The organism is Sulfuricaulis sp., from assembly GCF_041499725.1.
Classification (GTDB): Bacteria; Pseudomonadota; Gammaproteobacteria; order Acidiferrobacterales; family Sulfurifustaceae; genus Sulfuricaulis.
In genome coordinates this window covers 1-23,245 of sequence record NZ_JBGQKW010000040.1, presented here as the reverse complement: position 1 = coordinate 23,245, position 23,245 = coordinate 1, and the positions used below count along the sequence as shown (strand labels likewise).

Annotated in this window: 20 protein-coding genes; 7 read left to right on the top strand and 13 right to left on the bottom strand. The window is 61.1% G+C overall.

What is annotated here, in order from left to right; all coding sequences use genetic code 11:
* The coding region (locus ACC569_RS08365; RefSeq protein WP_372523058.1) for a hypothetical protein at nt 1-283 on the top strand (283 nt) is incomplete at its 5' end.
* Nucleotides 284-700: 417 nt separating this feature from the next.
* On the opposite strand, the gene polA is transcribed toward ACC569_RS08365, so the two are convergent.
* The gene (gene polA, locus ACC569_RS08360) at nt 701-3,466 is read right to left on the bottom strand and encodes a DNA polymerase I (protein ID WP_372523057.1); all 2,766 of its coding nucleotides are present in this window, start codon (nt 3,464-3,466) and stop codon (nt 701-703) included.
* Nucleotides 3,467-3,611: 145 nt separating this feature from the next.
* On the opposite strand from polA, the gene ACC569_RS08355 reads away from it, so the two are divergent.
* The 6 genes from ACC569_RS08355 (at nt 3,612) to ACC569_RS08330 (ending at nt 8,694) form a co-directional block, all read left to right on the top strand.
* Entirely contained in the window at nt 3,612-4,280 is a 669-nt protein-coding gene (locus tag ACC569_RS08355; RefSeq protein WP_372523059.1) for a TIGR00730 family Rossman fold protein, read from the top strand.
* Nucleotides 4,281-4,296: 16 nt separating this feature from the next.
* The gene (locus ACC569_RS08350) at nt 4,297-4,674 is read left to right on the top strand and encodes a DUF2782 domain-containing protein (protein WP_372523056.1); all 378 of its coding nucleotides are present in this window, start codon (nt 4,297-4,299) and stop codon (nt 4,672-4,674) included.
* Nucleotides 4,675-4,734: 60 nt separating this feature from the next.
* On the top strand, nt 4,735-5,571 hold the full coding sequence (locus ACC569_RS08345; protein WP_372523055.1) for a hypothetical protein: 837 nt from the start codon (nt 4,735-4,737) through the stop codon (nt 5,569-5,571).
* A gap of 65 nt (nt 5,572-5,636) precedes the next feature.
* The gene (locus ACC569_RS08340) at nt 5,637-6,581 is read left to right on the top strand and encodes an acetoin utilization protein AcuC (protein WP_372523054.1); all 945 of its coding nucleotides are present in this window, start codon (nt 5,637-5,639) and stop codon (nt 6,579-6,581) included.
* Nucleotides 6,582-6,709: 128 nt separating this feature from the next.
* Nucleotides 6,710-7,297 (top strand): TRAP transporter small permease subunit, encoded by a 588-nt coding sequence (locus ACC569_RS08335; protein WP_372523053.1) that lies wholly within the window; start codon nt 6,710-6,712, stop codon nt 7,295-7,297.
* Nucleotides 7,294-8,694 (top strand): TRAP transporter large permease subunit, encoded by a 1,401-nt coding sequence (locus ACC569_RS08330; protein WP_372523052.1) that lies wholly within the window; start codon nt 7,294-7,296, stop codon nt 8,692-8,694. Before ACC569_RS08335 ends, ACC569_RS08330 begins: the two co-directional genes overlap by 4 nt.
* Nucleotides 8,695-8,733: 39 nt before the next feature.
* Here ACC569_RS08330 and ACC569_RS08325 read toward each other — a convergent pair whose 3' ends face one another.
* The 12 genes from ACC569_RS08325 to atpG all read right to left on the bottom strand — a co-directional run.
* Complete coding sequence (locus ACC569_RS08325) at nt 8,734-9,810, bottom strand: TRAP transporter substrate-binding protein (RefSeq protein WP_372523051.1); 1,077 nt, start codon at nt 9,808-9,810, stop codon at nt 8,734-8,736.
* Nucleotides 9,811-10,049: 239 nt separating this feature from the next.
* A complete protein-coding gene (locus ACC569_RS08320) occupies nt 10,050-10,814 on the bottom strand; it encodes a GGDEF domain-containing protein (RefSeq protein WP_372523050.1) in 765 nt (254 codons plus the stop codon).
* A 105-nt stretch (nt 10,815-10,919) separates the two neighbouring features.
* Nucleotides 10,920-13,085, bottom strand: a complete 2,166-nt coding sequence (uvrD, locus tag ACC569_RS08315) for a DNA helicase II (protein WP_372523049.1) — start codon at nt 13,083-13,085, stop codon at nt 10,920-10,922.
* Nucleotides 13,086-13,384: 299 nt separating this feature from the next.
* Nucleotides 13,385-14,671 carry a JmjC domain-containing protein gene (locus ACC569_RS08310; RefSeq protein WP_372523048.1) on the bottom strand — a complete coding sequence of 429 codons (1,287 nt, stop codon included), beginning with the start codon at nt 14,669-14,671 and terminating at the stop codon, nt 13,385-13,387.
* A gap of 71 nt (nt 14,672-14,742) precedes the next feature.
* Nucleotides 14,743-15,624, bottom strand: coding sequence for an N-acetyltransferase family protein (locus ACC569_RS08305; protein WP_372523047.1), 882 nt, complete (start codon nt 15,622-15,624; stop codon nt 14,743-14,745).
* Between the two features lie 326 nt (nt 15,625-15,950).
* Nucleotides 15,951-16,721, bottom strand: a complete 771-nt coding sequence (locus ACC569_RS08300; protein ID WP_372523046.1) for an N-acetyltransferase family protein — start codon at nt 16,719-16,721, stop codon at nt 15,951-15,953.
* 154 nt (nt 16,722-16,875) lie between these two features.
* Nucleotides 16,876-18,711 (bottom strand): glutamine--fructose-6-phosphate transaminase (isomerizing), encoded by a 1,836-nt coding sequence (glmS, locus tag ACC569_RS08295; protein ID WP_372523045.1) that lies wholly within the window; start codon nt 18,709-18,711, stop codon nt 16,876-16,878.
* A 15-nt stretch (nt 18,712-18,726) separates the two neighbouring features.
* Nucleotides 18,727-20,103: a bifunctional UDP-N-acetylglucosamine diphosphorylase/glucosamine-1-phosphate N-acetyltransferase GlmU gene (glmU, locus tag ACC569_RS08290; RefSeq protein ID WP_372523044.1), complete on the bottom strand. Its 1,377-nt coding sequence runs from the start codon at nt 20,101-20,103 to the stop codon at nt 18,727-18,729.
* A 60-nt stretch (nt 20,104-20,163) separates the two neighbouring features.
* Complete coding sequence (locus tag ACC569_RS08285) at nt 20,164-20,652, bottom strand: peptidylprolyl isomerase (protein ID WP_372523043.1); 489 nt, start codon at nt 20,650-20,652, stop codon at nt 20,164-20,166.
* A gap of 40 nt (nt 20,653-20,692) precedes the next feature.
* Entirely contained in the window at nt 20,693-21,115 is a 423-nt protein-coding gene (locus ACC569_RS08280; protein ID WP_372523042.1) for a F0F1 ATP synthase subunit epsilon, read from the bottom strand.
* Between the two features lie 87 nt (nt 21,116-21,202).
* A complete protein-coding gene (atpD, locus tag ACC569_RS08275) occupies nt 21,203-22,579 on the bottom strand; it encodes a F0F1 ATP synthase subunit beta (protein ID WP_372523041.1) in 1,377 nt (458 codons plus the stop codon).
* A 117-nt stretch (nt 22,580-22,696) separates the two neighbouring features.
* Nucleotides 22,697-23,245 (bottom strand): ATP synthase F1 subunit gamma (gene atpG, locus ACC569_RS08270; RefSeq protein WP_372523040.1); only part of this gene is annotated, 549 nt, incomplete at its 5' end.

The following is a 23,245-nucleotide window of genomic DNA, read 5'->3' as shown; positions in this document are numbered from 1 at the left end:
CCAGCTTGGGCCACAGGGGATCGGCCCCGCCGTTGCCATCCGCGCCGTGACAGCCTGCGCATATTCCAGCCTTGGCCTGACCGGCCGCGACATTGCCGCCTACGGCGTGGACCGGCGCAACAAGAACAAGCCACAGACAGGTGGCCGTAGCGACAGACAGGATGCTCTTCATAAAACCCCCATGAAAAAACGGCTGAAACCCCTGATTTCTGGATCGCACCCCGGCTCGGGCGAAAATCAGGGCGGCCTTATATACCAAGAGCCCGCCTCCCGGTCAATTTAAAGGGTCAATTCCAGGCAGTTTTTTCGCGGGGTATACCAGTCCGCCGGGGGCGATTTGGCTCGCCCCATCCCTGGGGTTTGGCCCCCGCGGGGGCTGGTGCGTACGGACAATGCGCTGTCCAAAATCGCTCCTGACGATTTTTTGGATCGCGAAGCGAAGCGAAAGGCAGATATGGGGAAAGAGACGTCGGGTACAAAAAAAGCCCCGGAAACAAGGGGAGAGTGTCCGGGGCCGAACATGTCCCGAATGAAGTGCATCCGGGACTCGCCCCGCTCAGGGAGGTGGAGCAGGGCAGGACGATATCCAAATCGTCCGCGACGATTATAGACACATCCGAAATAAAAAGGTTCGCTCTTTAACCACGTCATTGCGAACAATTGCTTCGGCCCATCCCGTAATTTTCGTATGTGTATATTTTCAGTGGGCTTCGTCCCAGTTGCCGCCAATGCCCACGTCCACCACGAGCGGCACGGACAAAGCTGCCACCTCACTCATCGCGCGACGAATCGTATCGCGCGCGGTCTCGACCGTATCCTCGCGGATTTCAAACACCAGCTCATCGTGTACCTGCATGATCATGCGCACGTCGAGTTCTGATTCCTCGATCCAGTCATCCACCGCGAGCATCGCGAGCTTGATGAGATCCGCGGCCGTGCCCTGCATGGGCGCGTTGATCGCGGCGCGCTCGGCGGCCTGACGCCGGTTCATGTTGGGAGCGTTGATCTCGGCGGTGTACAGCCGCCGTCCCATGAGCGTCTCGACATAACCTTGCTGGCGCGCGGTCGCGCGCGTGCGTTCCATAAAGTCGCGCACGCCGGGGTAGCGCTTGAAGTAACGCTCTACATATTCCTGCGCCGCCGCACGATCGATGCGCAGCTGCTTCGCGAGCCCGAAGGCCGACATGCCGTAAATGAGACCGAAGTTGATCGCCTTGGCCGCGCGGCGCATGTCATCGCTCACGGACTCGGGCGTTACACCGAAAACCTCCGCGGCGGTCGCGCGATGCACGTCCATGTTTTCGGCAAACGCGTGGATGAGCCCCTTGTCGCCCGAGAGGTGCGCCATGATGCGCAGTTCGATCTGTGAGTAGTCCGCCGACAGAATCCGGTAGCCAGGCGCGGCGATAAACGCCTGGCGTATGCGCCGCCCCTCGGCCGTGCGCACCGGGATGTTCTGCAGATTCGGATCGGTCGAGGACAGCCGCCCGGTCGCCGCCACCGCCTGGTGATACGAGGTGTGCACGCGTCCGGTCTTGGGGTCCTTCATCTCCGGCAACTTGTCGGTATAGGTGGACTTGAGCTTGGCGAGGCTGCGGTAATCGAGAATCCGCTGCGGCAGCGGATAATCGAGCGCCAGTTCCTGCAACACTTCCTCGGCCGTGGACGGTTGCCCGGTGGGTGTTTTCTTGAGCACCGGCAGCTTGTGTTTGTCGTAAAGGATTTCCTGGATCTGCTTGGGCGAACCCATGTTGAACGGCTGGCCAGCGAGGGCATGCGCCTCGCACTCGATCTCGAGCAGGCGCTTGGCCAGCTCGCCGCTCTGCGCCCTCAGCATCGCGACGTCGATCAGCACGCCATGGCGTTCCATGCGCGCCAGCACCGGCACCAGCGGCATCTCGATCTCGTCGAAAAGTTTCACCAGCGTCGGCGTTTCGTTCAATCGCGGCCACAGGTGTTGGTGCAACCGGAAGGTGATATCGGCGTCTTCGGCGGCGTAAGTCGTCGCCTGTTCCAGCGGCACCTCGCTGAAATTGATCTGATGCTTGCCCTTGCCCGCGACCTCTTCGTATTTGACCGTTTTGTAGCCGAGGTACTTGAGCGCGAGCGAGTCCATGTCATGGCGCGAGGCGGTCGAATCCAGCACATAGGATTCAAGCATGGTGTCGTAGCGCATCCCGGCCATGCTGATGCCGTAGTTGGCGAGCACGCTCATATCGTATTTGAAGTTTTGCCCGATCTTGGGACGTGCGGCGTCTTCGAGCAGCGGCTTGAGTTTGGTGAGCACCGCGGCGCGCGCGAGCTGCGCCGGTGCCCCGGGATAATGGTGCGCCAGCGGCACGTAGGCGCCCGCGCCCGCTCGGTCGGTGAAGGACACGCCCACGATCTCGGCCTGCAAGGCATCGAGACTGGTGGTCTCGGTATCGAAGGCGAAGAGTTCCGATTTCCCGAGCCGCGCCAGCCAGCGGTCGAGCGCCGCCATGTCGGTGACCATCTCATAGGCCGCGTTCGCGGCCGCCGGCGCGTCCACCGTCGTGGCCACCGGAGCCAGATTCGCACCGCCCAAGTCCGCCAGCCAGGTTCTGAATTCCAGGCGCGCGAACAGCTCGCGCAGGCGCGCGTTATCCGGCGGCATGCGCCGCAGGTCCTGCGGGGCGAGTTTCATATCCACGTCGCACTTGATGGTGGCGAGGCTCCGCGCCATCGGCAGATGGCCCAGTGACGCGCGCAGGCTCTCGCCCGCCTTGCCGGCCACGTCGCCCGCGTGCGCCACGATCTCATCGAGTGAGCCGTATTCCTGCAACCACCTGGCCGCGGTCTTGGGTCCGACCCCGGGCACGCCGGGGATGTTGTCGGAAGTGTCGCCCACGAGCGCAAGGTAGTCCACGATCTGTTGCGGCGTTACGCCGAATTTCGCCACCACCGCATCGTGGTCGTACTCGGCGTCCTTCATCGTGTCCACCAGCCGGACGTGCCCGTCCACAAGTTGCGCCATGTCCTTGTCGCCGGTGGAGATCACGGTCTCGTGGCCTTCCGCGGCGGCGGCGCGCGCGAGCGTGCCGATCACGTCATCGGCCTCGACTCCCTGGATCTGAATGAGCGGCAGGCCGAGGGCGCGGATGATGTCGTGGATCGGTTCGATCTGGGCCGAGAGTTCGTCCGGCATCGGCGGGCGGTGCGCCTTGTACTCGGGGTAGATATCGTCGCGGAAGGTCTTGCCCTTGGCGTCGAACACCACCGCCACGTGTTCGGTGTCGTATTCGGAAAGCAACCGGCGCAGCATGTTAACCACGCCGTATACGGCGCCGGTCGATTCGCCGCGCGAGTTGGTGAGCGCGGGCATGGCATGGAAGGCACGGTACAGATAAGATGAGCCGTCCACGAGGATGAGTGGACCGCCTTTTTTCCTGCCTGCCGGCGCATCCGTGGCGACATTTTTCCTGCGGCCCGGGGTTTTGGGGCTCATGCGCTAGATGGACCGCCCGCCGTCCGGATGTTTGTGCTAAAAATCATATATGAATGACAGAAATCCCAAAGATAAAATGCCGCCATTCCCCAAACCCAACGGCGCGGACGCCCAGTTCCGCATCGAGGTGGCGCCCTCGGGCACCATGTCGCGGGAATCGTGGAAGATTTTCCAGATCATGGCCGAGTTCGTCGCCGGCTTCGAACAGCTCTCGCAGATCCAGCCCTCGGTCAGCATTTTCGGATCGGCGCGGACGGCGCCGGGCCACCCCTATTATGCCCTGACCGAGGAGATCGCGCGCAAACTTTCCGACGCCGGTTTCTCCGTGGTCAGTGGTGGTGGCCCGGGCCTGATGGAGGCCGCGAACAAGGGCGCCTATGCTGGCAAGTCCCCGAGCGTGGGCCTGAACATCCGGCTGCCACACGAGCAGCACGCCAATCCTTACCAGAACATCACCCTGACGTTTCAGCACTTCTTCGCACGCAAGGTGATGTTCGTGAAATACGCCAAGGCCTACGTCTGCATGCCCGGCGGTTTCGGGACCCTCGACGAGCTGGTCGAGGCGCTCACCCTGATCCAGACCGGCAAGAGTACGCGTATTCCCATCATCCTGGTGCACGCGCCGTACTGGGCTGGCCTGGTGGACTGGTTCAAACAGACCCTGGTCGCCGAAGGCACCATCGACACTAACGATCTCGAACTCTTCAGCGTGGTCAACAGCGCCGAGGAGGTGCTGGAGGTGATCTTCCGGTATTATGAGGAAAGCGGTTTCGCGCCTTCGGAAGCGGAAAGAGAGATCAAGCTCAATCTCTGATACCCGGAAAATACTCATGCGCACTTTTGTTTTTTTTCTGCTCGCCCTCCTGATGGCACCCACGGTGCTGGCCGAGACGGCGTCGAGTGACGCCAAAGGCAAGACCGCGGCCCCGACAACCGTGCCCGCGCCGCCGCCGCCGGAGAATTATAATCCACCGGCGGCGCCCGAAATGCCCGGTGCTGGACAGCCGGAACCGGAAGTGACCATCACCACCAAGGGCACGGAAATCCATGAGGAGTATCGCCTCAACGGACGGCTCTACATGATCAAGATCACCCCGGCCAAGGGCAAACCGTATTATCTCATCGACCACGAAGGCAGCGGCCAATTCCGTCGCAGCGATTTCGAGACGCGCATCTCCATACCCACCTGGGTGATCAAACGCTTCTGATGTTCCCGCACAGACCCGGGTCAGGATTTTTTCCTTGCATACCTCTCAGGGAAACTATGCATGAGTAATGGTTCTTCTCCGGACAAGACCGCGCCCGGGAAAAATCTCGGAGCCAACCGAGGCCTGGCCTGGATCGTCCAGGGTTGGCGTCTGGTGCAGGAACAGCCAGCGTTGTGGTTCGGCATGGCCGCGATTTACCTGGTACTCGGTTTTACACTCAAGCTGATTCCATTCATGGGCGATCTGCTGCTTGTCCTTATCACTCCCATGTTGCTCGCCGGTGTGGTCGCGGGCCTGGCCCGGGAGAAAAACACCGTTCACCAGAATGTGATCGGCAAGGCATCTTCGATGCCGGCCTTGTTCCAGGCTTGGCTCGCGCAACCGGCGCAGGAACTGGTAAGTATCTTTATCGAAGAGGACAAGGTATTCGGTGCTGTTTTGCTCGGCATCGTCACACTCGGCCTGGGCGTGCTGGTCAAGATCACAGGCTATCTGCTCATCGGCGGCTCGATGGTGTCCGGTTTGACGGCGGGCCAGTTGAACGCGTCGCAGATCATGACCGTGCTCGGCATGCTTGTGGTCGCCATTCTGTACCTGGTTCTGTCCATGGGTCTGCTTTACAGCGTGCCACGCACGGTGCTCGGGAATCGCCCCCCATTCGAGGCGATTGCCGAGAGCTTTACCGCGTGCCGCCATAATGCCGTGCCGCTGCTGACGCAGGCGGCGCCATTTTTTGTTGTTTATCTCGGCATTATCGCGGTCTTCGCCAATAATCACTGGCTGGGCTACCTGTTGGTGTTCAGCGCGGGCGGCATCGCGCTGCCGGTCTTCGTGGCGTCATTCTATTGCAGTTATCTGGCGCTTTTCCCATCTGATCATTCCGCCTCACCGCAGTAATTTTTTTCCGCTGGCTTGTGCGCTGGGTCCCGGCTTATATTGATCCGGCACTATCCTCCTGAGAAATGGAAATGCGTGTACAGCTCTATCACGGCGAGGCGTTAGCGGCCTACGGTTTCGGTTCGGGTCATCCCTTCGGCCACGACCGCCAGGCCGCTTTCTGGCAGGAAGCCTTGCGCCAGGGACTCGACTGGCAGACGGAAATCGGCGCTCCGGTTCCCGGTACCGAGGATGATCTTGCGCTGTTTCATACCGCCGACTACATCGCGCGCGTACGCCGGCAATCGCAGAGCGGCCAGGGTTATCTCGATTCCGGCGACACGCCGGCGTTCCCGGGCGTGTTTGAGGCGGGCACGGTGGTCGTCGGCTCGGTGCTGGACGGACTCAAAAATATTCTCGCAGGCCGGTGTCAGCGCGTGTTCGTTCCGATCGCCGGCCTGCATCACGCGCGCCGCGACTCAGCCGCGGGTTTCTGCGTGTTCAACGATATCGGCGTGCTGATCGAGGCGCTGCGCCGGCGTCACGGCATCAAACGCGTGGCCTACGTGGACATCGACGCGCATCATGGCGACGGCGTGTTCTATGCGTTCGAGGACGATCCCAATCTGATCTTCGCCGACATCCACGAGGACGGACGTTATCTCTACCCCGGCACCGGCTTTGCCAACGAAACCGGAACCGGCGCCGCCAAAGGCACCAAGCTCAATATTCCACTCGAACCCGGCGCGGACGACACGGCATTTCATCGGGTGTGGCCGCAGGTCGAGGAGTTCGTGCGCGCCGGCCGCCCGGAATTCATTATCCTGCAGGCCGGCGCCGACAGTATCGCCGGCGACCCCATCACCCACATGCAATTCACGCCCGGCGCCCATGCGCACGCCACCACCCGCTTGTGCGCGCTCGCCGACGAGTTCTGCCAGGGCCGGATCATCGGTCTCGGCGGTGGTGGTTACAATCGCTTCAACCTCGCGGCCGCCTGGACCCGGGTGGTGAAAGCCATGCTGGAGTGAGACGGGGAACGTGTCATGCGCGTATACAAAATATCTTCTATCGCCAGACTTGACCGGCAGCGCGTCGTGGCGATGACGCATCGCTCCCACCAGCGTCTCCATCGCTAAATCATGTCTGAAACCTGTCCATGAAATTGCGTCCTCAGCTCCGTAACCGGCACATCCCTGCGCCGCTTCTCGGGATCGGGATTGCCATCGCCAGGATCATCGATGACGTCAACGAACGCATCGGGCGCGCCGTGTTGTGGCTCGTCTTGGCAGTAACGCTGATCTCGGCGGCAAACGCGTTGATACGTTACGGTTTCGGGATGTCCTCGAACGCCTGGCTCGAGATCCAGTGGTATCTGTTCGGCGCTGTCTTCCTGCTTGCCGCGGGCTACACCCTCAAGCACAACGGCCACGTGCGCATCGACGTCCTCTACGGCCGGTGGTCCCCGCGCGCGCGGGCGCGGATCGATCTGCTGGGGACGGCGCTGTTTCTCCTGCCGCTGTGCGCACTCATGGTGTGGCTGTCATGGCATGGATTCGTCGAGTCCTTCCAACGCGGTGAGCTGTCCTCGGACGCGGGCGGGCTTATCCGCTGGCCGGTGCGGCTGCTGATCCCGTTGGGATTCGCGCTGCTGGGATTGCAGGGCGTCTCCGAGATCATCAAGCGCGTGGCCTTCCTGCGCGGCCAGGGCGAGCTCCCGCACGAGCCGCCGATGGAGGAAGTATGAACCTGGCGCTCATGGCGCCACTGATGTTTGCAACGCTGGTCGTGATCCTGTTGCTCGGCTATCCGGTGGCATTTGCGCTCGCCGCCAACGGCCTGCTGTTCGCCGTGATCGGCGTCCAGTCGGGGCTCTTCGATTTCAGCCTGCTACAGGCGCTGCCCGAGCGCGTCTACGGGATCGTCTCCAACCAGACGCTGCTCGCGATTCCGTTTTTTACCTTCATGGGGCTGGTGCTAGAGCGCAGCGGCATGGCCGAGGACCTGCTCGACACCATCGGCCAGTTGTTCGGGCGCGTGCGTGGCGGGCTCGCCTATGCCGTGGTGTTCGTCGGCGCGCTGCTCGCCGCCACCACCGGTGTGGTGGCGGCGTCGGTGATCGCCATGGGACTCATCTCGCTGCCGATCATGCTGCGCTACGGCTACGACAAACGCCTCGCCACCGGCGTGATCGCAGCCTCGGGCACGCTGGCACAGATCATCCCGCCTTCGCTGGTGCTCATCGTGCTCGCCGACCAGCTCGGCGCCTCGGTCGGCGACATGTACCGCGGCGCGCTGCTGCCGGGCCTGGTGCTCGCCGGGCTGTATGTGGCCTACGTGCTGGCGGTGACGCTAGTCAAGCCTCAGGCCGCGCCGGCCTTGCCACCCGCGGCACGGCCGTTGCGCGGCATTGCGCTGGCGCGCCGTGCCATGATCTCGATGCTGCCGCCGCTGACGCTGGTGTTCCTGGTCCTGGGGACGATTTTCCTCGGTATCGCCACGCCTACGGAAGGCGGCGCGCTCGGCGCGACCGGGGCACTGGCACTCGCCGCGATGCGCCGCCGCCTCACACGCACGGTGCTCACACAAGCGATGGACTCCACGGCGCGCCTCACGAGCTTCGTGGTCTTCATCCTGATTGGCTCCACGGTTTTCAGTCTCGTGTTCCGTGGCGTCGACGGCGACCTGTGGGTCGAAGGTTTGCTCACGCAACTGCCGGGCGGTGCGGCAGGTTTCCTGATCGTGGTGAATCTGTTCGTGTTCGGACTGGCGTTCTTTCTCGACTTCTTCGAGATCGCGTTCATCGTCGTGCCACTGCTCGCGCCGGTCGCGGCCAAACTTGGCATCGATCCGATCTGGTTCGGCGTGCTGCTCGGCGTCAACATGCAAACCTCGTTCATGCATCCGCCGTTCGGGTTTGCGCTGTTTTATCTGCGCAGCGTCGCGCCCAAGGATATTCGCACGATGGACATCTATTGGGGCGCGGTACCCTTCGTGCTGATTCAAGTCGTGATGGTCGCGATTGTGCTCGCGTTCCCGCAGATCGTGGGCAAGGCGCCGCTGGCCATCTCGTCGGAAAACATCGAGATACCCATGCCGGCTGATCCGAATGCCGGCTACCTGCTGCCGCCGGACAAGCGCTGACGCCGCGCGCGGCTAGCGCCCCCCGACACGAACAGGCGGCTACTTGGTGTAATACAGGAAATTGGCGTACGAAGCCTCGGCGAGTTTCATCCACTGCAGGCTCGCGTCGCGAAATTTTTTCCACTCGCCGTAGATGCGCTGGAAGGCCGGGTTGCGGGCCGCTTCCTCGTCGTAAATTTTGAAGGCCTCCTGGCGCGCCGCGACCATAACATCCTGCGGGAAAGGATGCAGCTTCACGCCCTGTTTTACGAGGCGCATCAGCGCCGGAGGATTTTTAGCGTCGTATTCGGCCAGCATGGTGACATTCGCCTCCGCCGCCGCGGTTTCGAAGGCTGCCTTGTAGGGATCCGGCAACTCCTGCCACTTCTTCAGATTCACGTAGAAGCTCAGCTGCGGTCCGCCTTCCCACCAGCCGGGGTAGTAATAGTTTTTCGCGACCTTGTGGAAACCGAGCTTCTCGTCGTCGTACGGCCCGACCCATTCGGTGGCGTCGATCGCGCCGCGCTCGAGCGCCGGATAGATATCGCCGCCGGCCAGCGTCTGTGGCACCGCACCGAGCCGCGCCAGGATCTGCCCGCCGATCCCGGGGATGCGCATCTTGAGGCCCTTGAGGTCCGCGAGCGACTTGATCTCCTTGCGAAACCATCCGCCCATCTGCACGCCGGTGTTGCCGCCGGGAAAGGAAATGAGGTTGTAGCTTTTGAAGAACTCGCGCATCAGTTGCAGACCGCCGCCAAAATACATCCAGGCGTTCTGCTCGCGCGCGTTGAAACCGAAGGGCAGACAGGTATCGAAGGCGAACGCCATGTTCTTGCCGACGTAGTAGTAGCTCGCGGTGTGGCCGCATTCGACGGTGCCCTGCTCGACGGCTTCCAGGACCTGCAGGCCCGGAACGATCTCGCCGCCGGCGAATACGCGGATCTGGAACTTGCCTTCGGTGATGCGATTCAGCCGCGCCGCCAGGAGTTCGGCCGCGCCATAAATCGTGTCGAGACTCTTTGGGTAGCTCGAGGCCAGGCGCCAGCGAATGGTAGGCAAATCGACAGCGCGGGCGGACGCGACCAAGCCCGACAACATCCCCGCGCTGGCGCCCATGATGAGGTCGCGTCGCTTCATTTTATTTTTCCTTTTTTGCTCCAAGCAAGATTGTGCTCGCCCCTTCGCGGCTTCGCCGCTCGGGGCCGGCCTTCGGTCGTCCAATTTGCATCCTCGGCTCCGCAGGCGGTACATCCATATACCGCTCCTTGTTCCTGACAGAATTGTGCGCCAGGCCAAATCGGGTCGCAAGCGCGGCCCTCACGCCAATGGTATGCCGTGCCGCGTGGATAGCGGCGGAGAAAATCAAAATGGGGTGATTAACGACTCTTGCGTGCTACAACCAGATTGCGGCCACCTTTCTTGGCGTCGTACAGGGCCCTGTCGGCGTGGGACATCAGCTGCTCGAGGTCTTCGCCCGGCTTGAACTGGGTCACGCCAATGCTGATCGTCAGGCGCGTTTTTTTGGCGCCCAGATCGAAACTCGTTTTGCTGACCGAGGCGCGGATGCGCTCGACGATCTTGCGGCCCGGAACCAGGCCGGTGTGCGGCAATACGATGAGGAATTCCTCGCCGCCGTAGCGCCCGACCTTGTCCGGCATACGCAGGGCGTCGGCAAGCAGGGCCGCGATATCCTTGAGCACGCGATCGCCGGCCTGATGTCCGAAGGTGTCGTTGATTTCCTTGAAGTGATCGATGTCCGCCATCGCGATGGTGAGCGGCATGTGGTAACGCTCGGCCTGAGCCATGGCATCGAGCAGTCCCACGGTGATGCCGCGACGGTTCATGATGCGCGTGAGCGGGTCGGTGATGGCCATGTGGGTCATCTCCTCGGCCTGGTCTTCGGCCTTCAGGCGCTTCACGTACTCCTGATTGATCGGGCTCAGCACCAGCCAGTAGATCGGCAGGGCAATGACCAGCGACAGAATCGCGGCATCCAGGATAGAGAAAAGCAGGGTATCGTGGTGTGCGTACCCCAGGTAGGGCAGGAACTGCATGATCAGGAGTTCAACGAAGAATGCGATGAGCACGATGGCCAACACGGCCCTGCCCGCCGATAGCGCCTCACTCCTAGTTTCCTTCAAAGCACGATCCCCATTGATTCTTGCGCGCCCGGGTTGCCCTGTTTCCGGTTGTTTTTCTTTCCCTAACTATAGCCCATCGGCCGGAGATGCAAGGGCGGGGCTAGGTCACAGGGACTGCAGGTTGGCGTAACCGATGACCAGCCACTTAGTGCCGGCGGCCTCGAAGTTGACCTGCACCCGGGCGTGCGGACCCTGACCCTCGTAGCGCAGCACCACCCCATCGCCGAAGGTCCCGTGGCGCACCCGGCTGCCGAGGCGCATGCCGTCTGGCGGAGGCTCCTGTGCTGGCAGGCCAGTCGCTAATCGGGGGGAAGAGTGGCTCGCCACCGCCGGCTTAGCACGGATTTCCTGAATCAATTCCTCGGGAATTTCCCCCAGAAAACGCGACGGGCTGGTGTAATGCTCGTTCCCGTGCAGCCGCCGCAGCTCGGCCTGGGTCAGCACCAGCCGTGTGCGCGCCCGGGTCATGCCGACGTAACACAGCCGCCGCTCCTCCTCGAGCCGGGATGGGTCTTCGAGCGAGTGCTGGTGCGGGAACAGCCCCTCTTCGAGGCCCGTCAGGAACACCAGGGGGAACTCCAGTCCCTTGGCCGAGTGCAGACTCATGAGCTGCACGCAGTCCTCCCAGGCCTCGGCCTGCCCTTCGCCGGCCTCGAGGGCTGCATGCGCCAGAAACGAGGACAGTGGATCGAGGCCTTCAGCCTCGTCGTGCTCGTACCCACGCGCGGCGTTGATCAGCTCCTCCAGGTTTTCCACGCGCGATTCGGCCTTTTCGCCCTTTTCCTTCTTGTAGTGCTCGATCAGCCCGCTGCCCGCCAACATGTGCTCCACCACCTCGCCAAGCGTGAGCCCCGCAGTCTCGCGCGCCAGGCGCTCGACCAGTTGCAGGAAAACATTCAACGCCTCGCGTGCCCGCGCCGGCAGTTCGGGCGTGGCGATCAGTTTCAGTGCTGCCTCCCACAGGGATATTTTTTCGCCCTTGGCGTGTTCGCGCACCGCGTCCACGGTCTTGGCGCCGATGCCGCGCGTCGGCAGGTTCACGACGCGCTCGAACGAGGGATCGCCGTGACGGCTGGCCATGAGTCTCAGATAGGCCAGCGCGTCCTTGATTTCGGCGCGTTCGAAGAAACGCAGGCCGCCATAAACGCGATAGGGAATGCCCTCGTTGATCAGCCGTTCTTCGAATAAACGCGACTGCGCGTTCGAGCGGTACAGCACCGCGCACTCGGCGCGCGCATGTCCTTGCGCCGACCAGTCCTGAATCCGGTCGATCACAAAACGCGCCTCATCGAAATCGGTGTAGGCGGTGTAGAACTGAATCGGCTCGCCGACCTCGCCCGCGGTCCAAAGGTTCTTGCCGAGGCGGCCGGTGTTGTTTCCGATAACGGCGTTCGCGGCTTTCAGGATGGTGCCCGTAGAACGGTAGTTCTGCTCGAGACGGATGACGCGCGTGCCGGGAAAGTCGCTGTCGAACTTTAAAATATTCTCCACCTTCGCGCCGCGCCAACCGTAGATCGACTGGTCGTCGTCGCCGACCACGAACAGGTTGCGCTCGGGCCCGACAAACAGCCGCAGCCAGGCGTATTGAATCCGGTTCGTGTCCTGGAACTCATCGACCAGCACGTGGCGGAAGCGCGCCTGGTAATGAGCGCGCATGGTTTCGTTGTCGCGCAGCATTTCATACACGCGCAACAACAGTTCGGCGAAGTCCACCAGTCCGGTACGCTGACAGGTTTCCTCGTACGCCGCATACACCCGGCGCAGCTCGCGCTGGGTCGGATCGTTCGACTCGCCGATGTCCTTGGGCCGCCGGCCTTCTTCCTTGTGTCCGTTGATGAACCACATCGCCTGCTTCGGCGGCCAGTAAGCCTCGTCCATATTCAGGCTTTTCATCAGCCGCCGGATGACTCTGAGTTGGTCCTCACTATCAAGAATCTGAAATGCCTGCGGGAGATTCGCCTCGCGCCAGTGGGTGCGCAGCAAGCGGTGCGACAGTCCGTGAAAAGTGCCGATCCACATGCCCCCCACCGGTACCTGCAGCATGGTTTCGATGCGCCCGCGCATCTCGGCCGCCGCCTTGTTGGTGAAGGTCACCGCCAGAATCGAATGCGGCGAGACACCCTCGACGCCCACGAGCCAGGCGACTCGATGTGTGAGCACGCGCGTCTTGCCGGAACCGGCGCCCGCGAGCACCAACAGCGGTCCCGGTGCACCCGATACCGCCTCGCGCTGCGCGTCGTTCAGATCATCCAACAGGTGGGAAACATCCATGGCGGGATTTTACCAGAGACGGCGCGGGACACTCGGGAAATCAACCGGGCCGGGGAGGCCGGAACAAGGCCACGCTTAATGGAATCTCACCGGTTTGGCTTTAGACGGCGTTGAAAATAAAACCCAGTTTTACGTCGGCCTCAACAACGTCCCGGCACGCCGGCCGGCGGCTGCGTTATAACCCGGTGTGAATGGGAATATAGAAGCCGGATCAGTCCGGCTGTGGTGATAGCTGCAAAACGCTGAAAAACCGGGAACCGGCGGAATTAAACGACAAAAACGATCATCGAAGTCAGGTTTTAGGTTTTATCGGAGAATTGTTGACGGCTTACTGTGCCCACGCGTGCTTGTGGTGCCAGCTCGGCGAACCAGAACATCTTGATGAATTGCGTCCGGATCAGGGTGACGAGGATTTTTTTCAGTTCCTCGAAGGGAAGCCTGGGAAATGCCGCTTGCACTTCGGCACCGTTGAATGGCTTCGTTTGTCCGTCGATCCAACGGAACACCATCAGGATGTCGGTGGGGATTTCCAGGCGCGCGGAGATCCGGGCGCTGGAATCGGAATGGCCTAGCCGAATGCTGACCACTGACAGGCCTTGAGCGGTTTTGGCTTCCACTTCAAGGGCGGCATCAGGGATTCTCTGGAAACGGGTCTTGTCGCTGATCTGGTCGAGGCGCTTGGCCACGGGTATAGGCGCGGCAATCAAATCCTCCGGCGACAGACAGGACACGAGCTGCGGCAGGCGTTCGAGCAGACGCGCGGTATGATCGTGCAGCGCTTGATGCATCGGCCCGCCGGCCGTGGCGCCGTACAGAGGCTGGCGCCAGGCGCTGTCTTGCAGCAGCAGCCAGCGCAATTGTTCCATGGCGCAGTCGATCAATGTCGGCGGGCTGATGGTGATGCTGAGCGAGAGCGACGGCTCGCCGGCCTCGGTGTAGTGCCAGGTACCGCGCGGCAGGAACAGCACCGAGCCCGGTTTCATCTCGGCGGTTTCGAATTTTACATTTTTGTTATCCGGAAATCCGTTTTGCGCCTGCGCGTACATCTCGTCGTACGGCTTGCCACCCGGGATGTACTGCGTGCCGTAGGGCATGACGACCTCCCGCACCAGCGCGTAATGAAACCGCTTGGTACCGAGCAGCTGGATGGAAATGACATCCTGCGCGTCGTAGTGGCAACCCAATCCATCCTGATACGGCGAGGCAAACGCGCTCATAACCAGTGAACCTTCGTTCAGCCCGAGCTCGGCCTCCAGCCCGCGCAGGAATTCCGCGGCACTGGGGACATACGGCCCGATATCCTCAAAATTCAGGGTAAGTCCCATCTCGAACAGGATTGCGGGGTCGACCCGGTCGATCTGGATCATCTGGTCGCTCTTGCGCCCGTGGGTAAAACGCAGACTGCCACGGTAGCGCCGCGCCAGGGCCTGCGTGCTGCTCAGTTCTTCAGTGCGCAACACCGGAGGGAATCGGGCCGGATCGCCATGCGCCACGAACGGCCGGTGCGGCCAGTACGCGGCAAGGAACTCATCGGCAACTTTTAGCGATAGCAGCGTCGCCAGAATCGGTTTGTTGGCTCCGGGCATCTCCGCCTCCTCCGGCGGGGATCAGAAGCGCCAAAGTATAAAGGCGCGTGTATACCGAATTACCGCTCGGATCAAAGTTGAGCCGACTTCGGTGGCGATTTGCTCAGGATGGGGCGGCCAACGGCGGAAGTCTTTCTTCTTTCTTGCCGCATACGCATCAGTGCCCGGGGCCAACGCAACGCAGCAGCAGGCGGGAAATAGCTGGGGGTTGAACAAGAGGAATCCTGAAGCACCGTCCGCAACCGCATTCCATCGAGTTCCATGTTTGGTCTGTGGGTACCGAATGAGCGCCAGCGATGAGCTGCGTTTTCGCGCATATAAAGCAGCGCGTGCGAGAACACGCCGATGAACCGCACCGTTGCCAGCTCTTTGAACCCGAGCTTGTGATTCACAGCCAGCGAGGGCGCGTTAAGCTCGCTGATGGAGGCATAGAAACACGCACCGGGCGGACAGTGCCACATGAGATAGAGACTCATGCGTCGGTACAGACCATGCCCGCGATGCGCCGGCACGACGTAGGCATTGCCGATGAAAACCGCGCCGGATGGGAGTCGCACGCTGAGGTTACACCGGCGATAGTCGTCAGCCGTGATCACGTACTCGCCGGTAAAGGCCCACAGGTAGCCGGCCACTTGATTGTCAAAAAGCACGATGACGCAGCGATATCCCTCGTGAAAGAATTTGCGAAACAGTTTTTCAAGATGATTCCGGTCCGCGACGGGTACAGAGGTTAATATGGCGTTGAGATCACTTTCGGTCGCAAACCCGAAGGTATATCCCGTGAGCGGCTGTAATGTTTTCGTTTCCGACGCGCCCACCAGTCCGAAAATTTTGATATCGACCAGCCACAAAACCCAATTATGGACACAACCGTAGTCGAAAAGATGTTTCAGCACCCGCGTGAATCCGCCTGCGCGATAATGCGCGAGGATCCGTTTGAGTCTTAATAACAAGGACGATGCCATTTACCTATTATGCCATTTCTATTATGACGTGCGAGTGACGTCGGCTCACATGCGCTACGACAACAGCGAGTCGGCTACGGAGATATTTACGTTTACGTGGATATTACATTAAAGAAAACCGGCCTAAATACAAGATGCTATAACATGTTGATTGTCATATTTATTTATTCTGACTAAAGCACGGAAGCCGGAATTTTTATCATTGCAATAATTGTGTCATTCGACTGTTACTGATTTTGCCAAGTTCCGTGGTTGATCGACATCCGTCCTCTTCGCCAACGCAACGTAACAGGCCAGCAATTGCAGCGGGATGGTCAGTGGGAATCCGCTGAGGTCGTCTGCAACCGTATACCGTCGAGTTTCAGGTTTGGCCAGCGGGTACGGAAAGCGCGCCACTGACGGCTTTCTTTTTCGCGTACATAGAGCAGCGTACGCGAGAACACTCCGATGAACCGAAGCGTGGCAAGCTTACTGAACCCGAGCCTGCGATTGGCGGCAAGTGATGGCGCGTTGAGGTCGCTGATCGAGGTATAGAAATGCGTACCGGGTGGATAATGCTGCATGAGATAGAGTTTGAGGCGTTGGAACAGACCGCGCCCGCGATGCGGTGACGCAACATAAGCGTTGCCGGTGAAAACCGAGCGGGAATCGAGTCGCACGCTGAGGTTACGTCGACGATAATCATCGAGTGTGACCACATATTCGTCGGTGAACGCCCACATATAGCCTACTACGCGTTCTTCGTTAAGCACGATGGCGCAGCGGAATCCGTCGCGAAAGAACCCGCGAAACAGCATGCCAAGATGCTTCCTATCCACAACTGGCGCGCAGGCTAATATCGCGTCTAGGTTCATTGCGGTTGCGAATTCAAAGCTATACCCGGTGAGCGGCTGGAACGTTTGTGTTTCCGCCGGGTCCACCAGTCCCAGGATTTGGATATCGGCCAACCACAAGGCCCAGCCGTGCGCGAAACCGTAGTAGGCAAGGATTTTCAGCACATGTTTGAACCCGCCTTCGCGACAGTGTGCGAGGAACTGTTCGAGTCTTGAGAACAGGGAGGACGATGCCATCTTCAGCGTAGTCATGAGCGCGGTGTCGGCAATGCATGCGGTACGGCTAACATCGAGTTGGCGGCGCAAACCTTACGTTAAAAAAACCTAGCGCAAATGCAAGGTTGTTACACCTTTTGGTTATCATGTTTATTTCTTTCGTCCAAAGGGCAGAAACTTGCACTGTTAATCACTCGACTGTCACTGACTTCGCTAAATTCCTCGGCTGATCCACATCCGTCCCTTTTGCCAAGGCAACGTAATAAGCCAGCAATTGCAGCGGAACGGTGTAGAGAATCGGCGAGGTGGTTTCACCCACTTCGGGCATGCGGATCTTGGTGGTGTTGCTGGCACGTACGCCTGTACCTTTCTCGGAGAACACGAAGAGTTCACCGCCGCGGGCGCGGACTTCTTGCAGGTTCGATTTCAGCTTTTCCAGCAGCTCGTCGTTTGGCGCGACCGCCACGATCGGCATGTCGGCGTCCACCAGCGCCAGCGGTCCGTGTTTGAGTTCGCCGGCGGCATAGGCCTCGGCGTGGATGTAGGATATTTCCTTCAGCTTCAGCGCCCCTTCCATGGCAATGGGATAATGCACGCCACGTCCGAGAAACAGCGCGTGCTGCTTGTCCACGAAACGCTCGGAGAGCTGACGGATTTCCTCGCTCAATTCGAGCACCTTCTGGATGCGTCCCGGCAGCTGCTCCAGTTCTTCGACTAATTTCCTTTCTTTCTCCGCCGTCAATCCATGCCGGCGTGCCAGCGCAATGGTGAGCAGTAACAATGCGGTCAGCTGGGTAACAAAGGCCTTGGTGGAAGCGACGCCGATCTCGGGACCGGCGCGGGTCAGCAGCGTGAGTTCCGACTCGCGCACCAGCGAACTCTCCGGTACGTTGCAGATGGCAAGCGAATGGCTGTAGCCGAGCTTCTTGGTCTGCTGTAAAGCCGCGAGCGTGTCGGCGGTCTCGCCTGATTGCGAGATGGCCACCACCAGCGTGCCCGGCAGTACCACGTGCTTGCGGTAGCGGTATTCGCTGGCGATCTCGACGTTGCACGGCAGGCCGGCGAGGCTTTCGATCCAGTAGCGCGCCACCGAACCGGCGTGGAAACTCGTTCCGCAGGCGATGATCTGAACGGCTTTGGTGTTGTCGAAGATCTGCCCAGCGGTGACGCCGAAGGCCTCTTCGAGAATGCGGTGCTTGCCAAGGCGCCCTTCGAGCGTGTCGGCCACGGCCTTGGGCTGTTCGAAAATTTCCTTCTCGGTGAAGTTGCGGTACTGGCCGCGATCCACGGCGTCGGCCGAGGCCTCGGACACGCGCACCGGACGTACCACTTTCTTGCCGCTGGCGTCGTAGAGGGTGTATCCGGTGCGGCGCAGGTCGGCGACGTCGCCTTCCTCGAGATAGATCACGTTGTGCGTCACCGGCGCCAGCGCCAGCACGTCGGAGCCGATGAAGTGCTCCCCGATGCCGACGCCGACCACGAGCGGGCTGCCCTTGCGCGCGGCGATCAGACGGCCGGGCTCGTCGCGGCTGACGATGCCGAGCGCATACGCGCCCTCGAGCTCGCCGATCGCGGCCATCGCCGCCTTGCACAAATCTTTATGTTTTTTCAGATGATGATGGATGAGATGCGCCACCACCTCGGTATCCGTCTGGGAGGTGAACTCGTAGCCCAGTTCCTGCAGTTTCTTGCGCAGCTTCTCGTGATTCTCAATAATCCCGTTGTGCACCACGGCGATGATGCCGTGACTGACATGCGGGTGGGCATTGTCCTCGCTCGGCACGCCATGCGTGGCCCAGCGCGTGTGGGCAATGCCGGTCTGGCCTTCGGTATTCAGCCGTTGAATGGAGTCCTCGAGCGCCTTGACCTTGCCAACCGCGCGCACGCGATCGAGTCGCGCCGTACTGCCGTTGCCGAGCACGGCGATGCCGGCTGAGTCATAGCCGCGGTATTCGAGGCGCTTCAGGCCCTCGATCAGAATCGGGACCACGTTGCGTTGCGCGACCGCGCCGACAATGCCACACATGGAAAAACCTCTAGGTTATTTTTTCGCTTTTTTCACTGGCCGTTTCCAGCCGGGCTTGGTCAGCTGCGGGGCACGCGTCAGCGTGAGTTCCCCGGCCGGGGCTTCTTTCGTGATCACCGAACCGGCGCCGATGGTGGCGCCCGCGCCCACGGTCACCGGCGCCACCAGCGCCGTGTTCGAACCGACGAAGACATGGTCACCGATGACGGTGCGGTGTTTGTTGGCGCCGTCGTAATTGCAGGTGATGGTGCCGGCTCCTATGTTGACGCCGCTGCCGATGCTGGTGTCGCCGATGTAGCTCAGGTGATTCATCTTGCTGCCTTCGCCCACGTCCGATTTTTTCACCTCGACGAAGTTGCCGACATGCACATGCGCCGCGAGCTTCGTCTCGGGGCGGAGGCGAGCGAACGGCCCAATGCGGCAGTCGACGCCGATGTCCGCCTGTTCGATGACGCAGTTCGGATGAATGATGGTGTCGCTCCCCACCGTGCTGTCACGCAGAACGTTGTTCGGGCCGACCTGCACGCGGTCGCCGAGCACCACCTTGCCTTCGAAGATGACGTTGACGTCGATCACCACGTCGCGCCCGCAGCTGAGCTCGCCGCGCACATCGAGACGTGCCGGGTCGCATAGGGTCACGCCCTGCTGCATGAGTTTCTCCGCCTGCTGTTTCTGGTAAATACGCTCCACCTGCGCGAGCTCCTGCTTGCTGTTGACGCCGAGGATTTCCGAGATGTCCCGGGGTGAGCGGGTTGCGATCGGCACCCCTTCCGCCACCGCCATGGCAATTATATCAGTCAGATAGTACTCGCCCTGGGCGTTGTGATTGCGCAGGCCGGCGAGCCATTTTTTGAGCTTGTCGGCCGGGGCGGCCACGAAACCGGTATTCACCTCGCGCACCGCGGCCTCTTCGAGGGTGGCGTCCTTGCTTTCCACGATGCGGGCCACCTGGCCGGCTTTGTCGCGGATAATACGGCCGTAGCCCGCGGGCTGCTCCAGTTTCGCCGTAAGCAGGGCGAGGCTGCCGGAACCGGCGGCCTGAAGTAGCTCCTGCAAGGTCTGCGAGCGGATCAGCGGCACATCGCCGTAGAGCACCAGCACGGTGGCCTGATCGGAAACGGCGGGCGTGGCCTGGGCCACGGCGTGGCCGGTGCCTTTCTGCTCCGCCTGCCGCGCCCAGTTCACCCCGGCCTGCGCAAAGGCCTTGCGTACCCGCTCACCGCCGTGGCCGTAGACCACGTGCACCGCGGCAGGCTTGAGCGTGCGGGCACTTTCCAGCACGTGCGCCAGCAACGGACGCCCGGCCAGATGATGCAGCACCTTGGGCATGTCGGAGTACATGCGCTTGCCCTGGCCGGCGGCCAGAATCACGATTTCAAGGGGGGCGGACATGGGTCAGGACGCGAATGCCTTCATATCCCGTTAACTATAGGAAAAAACCGGCCGGGCGGCCTACTGCAGCGTGGGCAGGTCGCCGGCCGGGCGGCCGTTCCGGATTTCCTCGGAGGTGGCGTCGCGTATGTCCCGCACCGTCACCTCGAAGGTGATGGTCTGACCTGCCAGCGGATGGTTGGCGTCCACAGTAATCTTGTCGGCTTCGACGCGCGTCACCACCAGCACGATGCTTTCGCCCTTGGCGTTCTGCGCCTCGAACTCGGCGCCGACATGGCGCAGCTCGACGGGCGCGTTATCGATGTCGTCGGTGAAGGTGAGCTTGGGGTCGTGCTCGCCAAAGGCATCGGCCGGCGTCAACTGCACCACTACGCGGTCGCCGACGGCGCACCCCTCCAGCGCTTGCTCGATCTTGGGAAACAGATCGACGCCGGAACCATGCACGTATGACACCGGCAGATCGCGGTATTCGAATAGCTCGCCCTTCTGGTTGCGCACGGCGTAAATCAGGGAGACGACCTTGTTTTTGCTGACGACGGAAGCAGTCATGGAATTTATGGAAATAAAAAGGGAGACGCGCGATGGTCGCTTACTTGCCAGCGCGTTCACGCAGCTTCTGGATGCTGCGCAGTTGCGCGATGGCCGCGGATAACTCGGCCTGGGCCTTGGCATAGTCGATATCAGCCTTGCGGTTGCGCAACGCTTCTTCGGCGAGCTCCTTGGCCTTAAGCGCGGCGGCCTCGTCGAGGTCGCGGGCGCGCAGCGCGGTATCGGCGAGCACGGTGACCACGTACGGCTGTACTTCCAGCAGGCCACCGGAGACATAGAAGAACAACTCCTCGGTGCCAGTGCGCACGCGCACCTCGCCCGGCTTCATGCGCGCCAGCAGCGGCGCATGCCGCGGCAGGATGCCGACCTCGCCGGTTACGAGCGGCGCAAACACGATCTCCGCCCTTCCGGAGTAGATCTCCTTCTCGGCGGAAACTATATCAACGTGTATTGTCATAGCCATTTTTCAAACCTAAATGCGTCTTACGAAATTCGGAATCTGCAAGAAACTCCTCGATATTATTCCGCACTCTGCATTCGCCATTCCGCATTAGAGTGTCTTCGCCTTCTCGGCCACTTCGTCAATCGAGCCGACCATGTAGAAGGCCTGCTCCGGATAGCTGTCGTATTCTCCGTCGACGATGCCGCGGAAGCCGCGGATCGTGTCCTTGAGTGACACAAATTTTCCCGGTGTTCCGGTGAAAACCTCGGCCACGAAGAACGGCTGCGACAGGAACCGCTGAATCTTGCGGGCGCGGCTGACGGCGAGCTTGTCATCTTCCGACAGCTCGTCCATGCCGAGAATCGCGATGATGTCTTGCAGTTCCTTGTAGCGCTGCAACGTCACCTGCACATCGCGCGTGGTCTTGTAGTGTTCCTCGCCGACGGTGTGCGGGTCGAGCTGGCGGCTGGTGGAATCCAGGGGATCGACCGCGGGATAAATGCCCAGCTCCGCCACCTGGCGCGATAGCACCACGGTGGCATCGAGATGCGAGAAGGTCGTCGCCGGCGACGGGTCGGTCAGATCGTCGGCCGGCACGTATACGGCCTGAATCGACGTGATCGAGCCGGTCTTGGTCGAAGTGATGCGTTCCTGCAGGATACCCATCTCATAAGCGAGCGTCGGCTGGTAACCCACCGCCGATGGCATGCGGCCCAGGAGCGCCGACACCTCGGTACCGGCCAGCGTATAGCGGTAGATGTTGTCGATGAACAGCAGCACGTCGCGGCCTTCGTCGCGGAAATTCTCGGCGATGGTCAGGCCGGTGAGCGCGACTCGCAAACGGTTTCCGGGCGGCTCGTTCATCTGGCCGTAGACCAGCGAAACTTTATCTAGCACGCCGCCTTCCTTCATCTCGTGATAGAAGTCGTTACCCTCGCGGGTACGCTCGCCGACGCCGGCGAACACCGCGTAACCGGAATGCTCGATGGCGATGTTGCGGATCAGCTCCATCATGGCCACGGTCTTGCCGACGCCGGCGCCGCCGAACAGGCCGATCTTGCCGCCCTTGGCGAACGGGCACATCAGATCGATAACCTTGATGCCGGTCTCGAGCAGCTCGGCCGAGGCGGCTTGCTCTTCATAGCTCGGGGGCTGGCGATGGATCGGCATCGATTTCTCGTTGCCGATCGGCCCCATTTCGTCGATGGGACGTCCCAGCACGTCCATGATGCGTCCGAGCGTTTTGGTGCCGACCGGCACCGAGATCGGGCTACCGCTGTTGGCCACGTTCATGCCGCGCTTGATGCCGTCGGTGCTGCCCATGGCGATGCAGCGCACCACCCCGTCGCCCAGCTGCTGCTGCACTTCGAGCGTCAAATCGACCTCGGCGAGCTTCAAGGCGTCGTAAACCTTGGGCAGGGCATCACGCGGGAATTCCACGTCCACCACCGCGCTGATGATTTGCACGATTTTTCCGTTAGTCATCTTTTCAGTGCCTCAAAAATCAAAATCTTTTGAACCGCCAGGACGCCAAAAATATCGAGATCAAAACTCCCACACGCTTGGCACTCTTGGCGTCCTTGACGATTTAGAATTCCTGTCTCATACCGCCGCGGCGCCGCCGACGATCTCCGATATTTCCTGGGTGATCGCCGCCTGGCGGGCTTTGTTGTACTTCAATTTCAATTCGTCGATCAGCGTGCCGGCGTTGTCGGACGCCGCCTTCATCGCCACCATGCGCGCCGACTGTTCGCAGGCCTGATTTTCGGACACCCCGTGATATACCTGCGACTCGATGTAACGCGTCAGCAAATCGTCCAGCAGCTCGTGTGCGTCCGGCTCATAGATGTAATCCCAGTGGTGCTTGAGCCCATCGGTTTCGGTCTCGGTCGTCGTAGCGGCCGCGATTTCCGGCAGCGGCAACAATTGTTCGATGACCGGCTGCTGTGACATGGTGTTCACAAACCGGTTGTAGATGACATACAGCCGGTCGATCTTGCCCTCGATGTAGGCGTCGAGCATGACCTTGACCGTGCCGATCAGGTCCTCGATGCGCGGGCTGTCGCCCAGATGCGCCACGTGCGACAGGATGTTCGCGCCGATGCGCTTGCTGAACATGAAGCCCTTGCTGCCGATGGTGCACAGGTCGAT

Bases quoted from the DNA above. Each gene is read 5' to 3' on its own strand.
- ACC569_RS08355 (WP_372523059.1), top strand. From the start codon at position 3,612: ATGTCGCGGGAATCGTGGAAGATTTTCCAGATCATGGCCGAGTTCGTC.
- polA (WP_372523057.1), bottom strand. From the start codon at position 3,466: ATGAGCCCCAAAACCCCGGGCCGCAGGAAAAATGTCGCCACGGATGCG.
- ACC569_RS08300 (WP_372523046.1), bottom strand. From the start codon at position 16,721: ATGACTACGCTGAAGATGGCATCGTCCTCCCTGTTCTCAAGACTCGAA.
- glmU (WP_372523044.1), bottom strand. From the start codon at position 20,103: ATGTCCGCCCCCCTTGAAATCGTGATTCTGGCCGCCGGCCAGGGCAAG.
- ACC569_RS08310 (WP_372523048.1), bottom strand. From the start codon at position 14,671: ATGCCCGGAGCCAACAAACCGATTCTGGCGACGCTGCTATCGCTAAAA.
- ACC569_RS08325 (WP_372523051.1), bottom strand. From the start codon at position 9,810: ATGAAGCGACGCGACCTCATCATGGGCGCCAGCGCGGGGATGTTGTCG.
- ACC569_RS08340 (WP_372523054.1), top strand. From the start codon at position 5,637: ATGGAAATGCGTGTACAGCTCTATCACGGCGAGGCGTTAGCGGCCTAC.
- ACC569_RS08345 (WP_372523055.1), top strand. From the start codon at position 4,735: ATGAGTAATGGTTCTTCTCCGGACAAGACCGCGCCCGGGAAAAATCTC.
- glmS (WP_372523045.1), bottom strand. From the start codon at position 18,711: ATGTGTGGCATTGTCGGCGCGGTCGCGCAACGCAACGTGGTCCCGATT.
- uvrD (WP_372523049.1), bottom strand. From the start codon at position 13,085: ATGGATGTTTCCCACCTGTTGGATGATCTGAACGACGCGCAGCGCGAG.
- atpD (WP_372523041.1), bottom strand. From the start codon at position 22,579: ATGACTAACGGAAAAATCGTGCAAATCATCAGCGCGGTGGTGGACGTG.
- ACC569_RS08285 (WP_372523043.1), bottom strand. From the start codon at position 20,652: ATGACTGCTTCCGTCGTCAGCAAAAACAAGGTCGTCTCCCTGATTTAC.
- ACC569_RS08280 (WP_372523042.1), bottom strand. From the start codon at position 21,115: ATGGCTATGACAATACACGTTGATATAGTTTCCGCCGAGAAGGAGATC.
- ACC569_RS08350 (WP_372523056.1), top strand. From the start codon at position 4,297: ATGCGCACTTTTGTTTTTTTTCTGCTCGCCCTCCTGATGGCACCCACG.
- ACC569_RS08330 (WP_372523052.1), top strand. From the start codon at position 7,294: ATGAACCTGGCGCTCATGGCGCCACTGATGTTTGCAACGCTGGTCGTG.
- ACC569_RS08335 (WP_372523053.1), top strand. From the start codon at position 6,710: ATGAAATTGCGTCCTCAGCTCCGTAACCGGCACATCCCTGCGCCGCTT.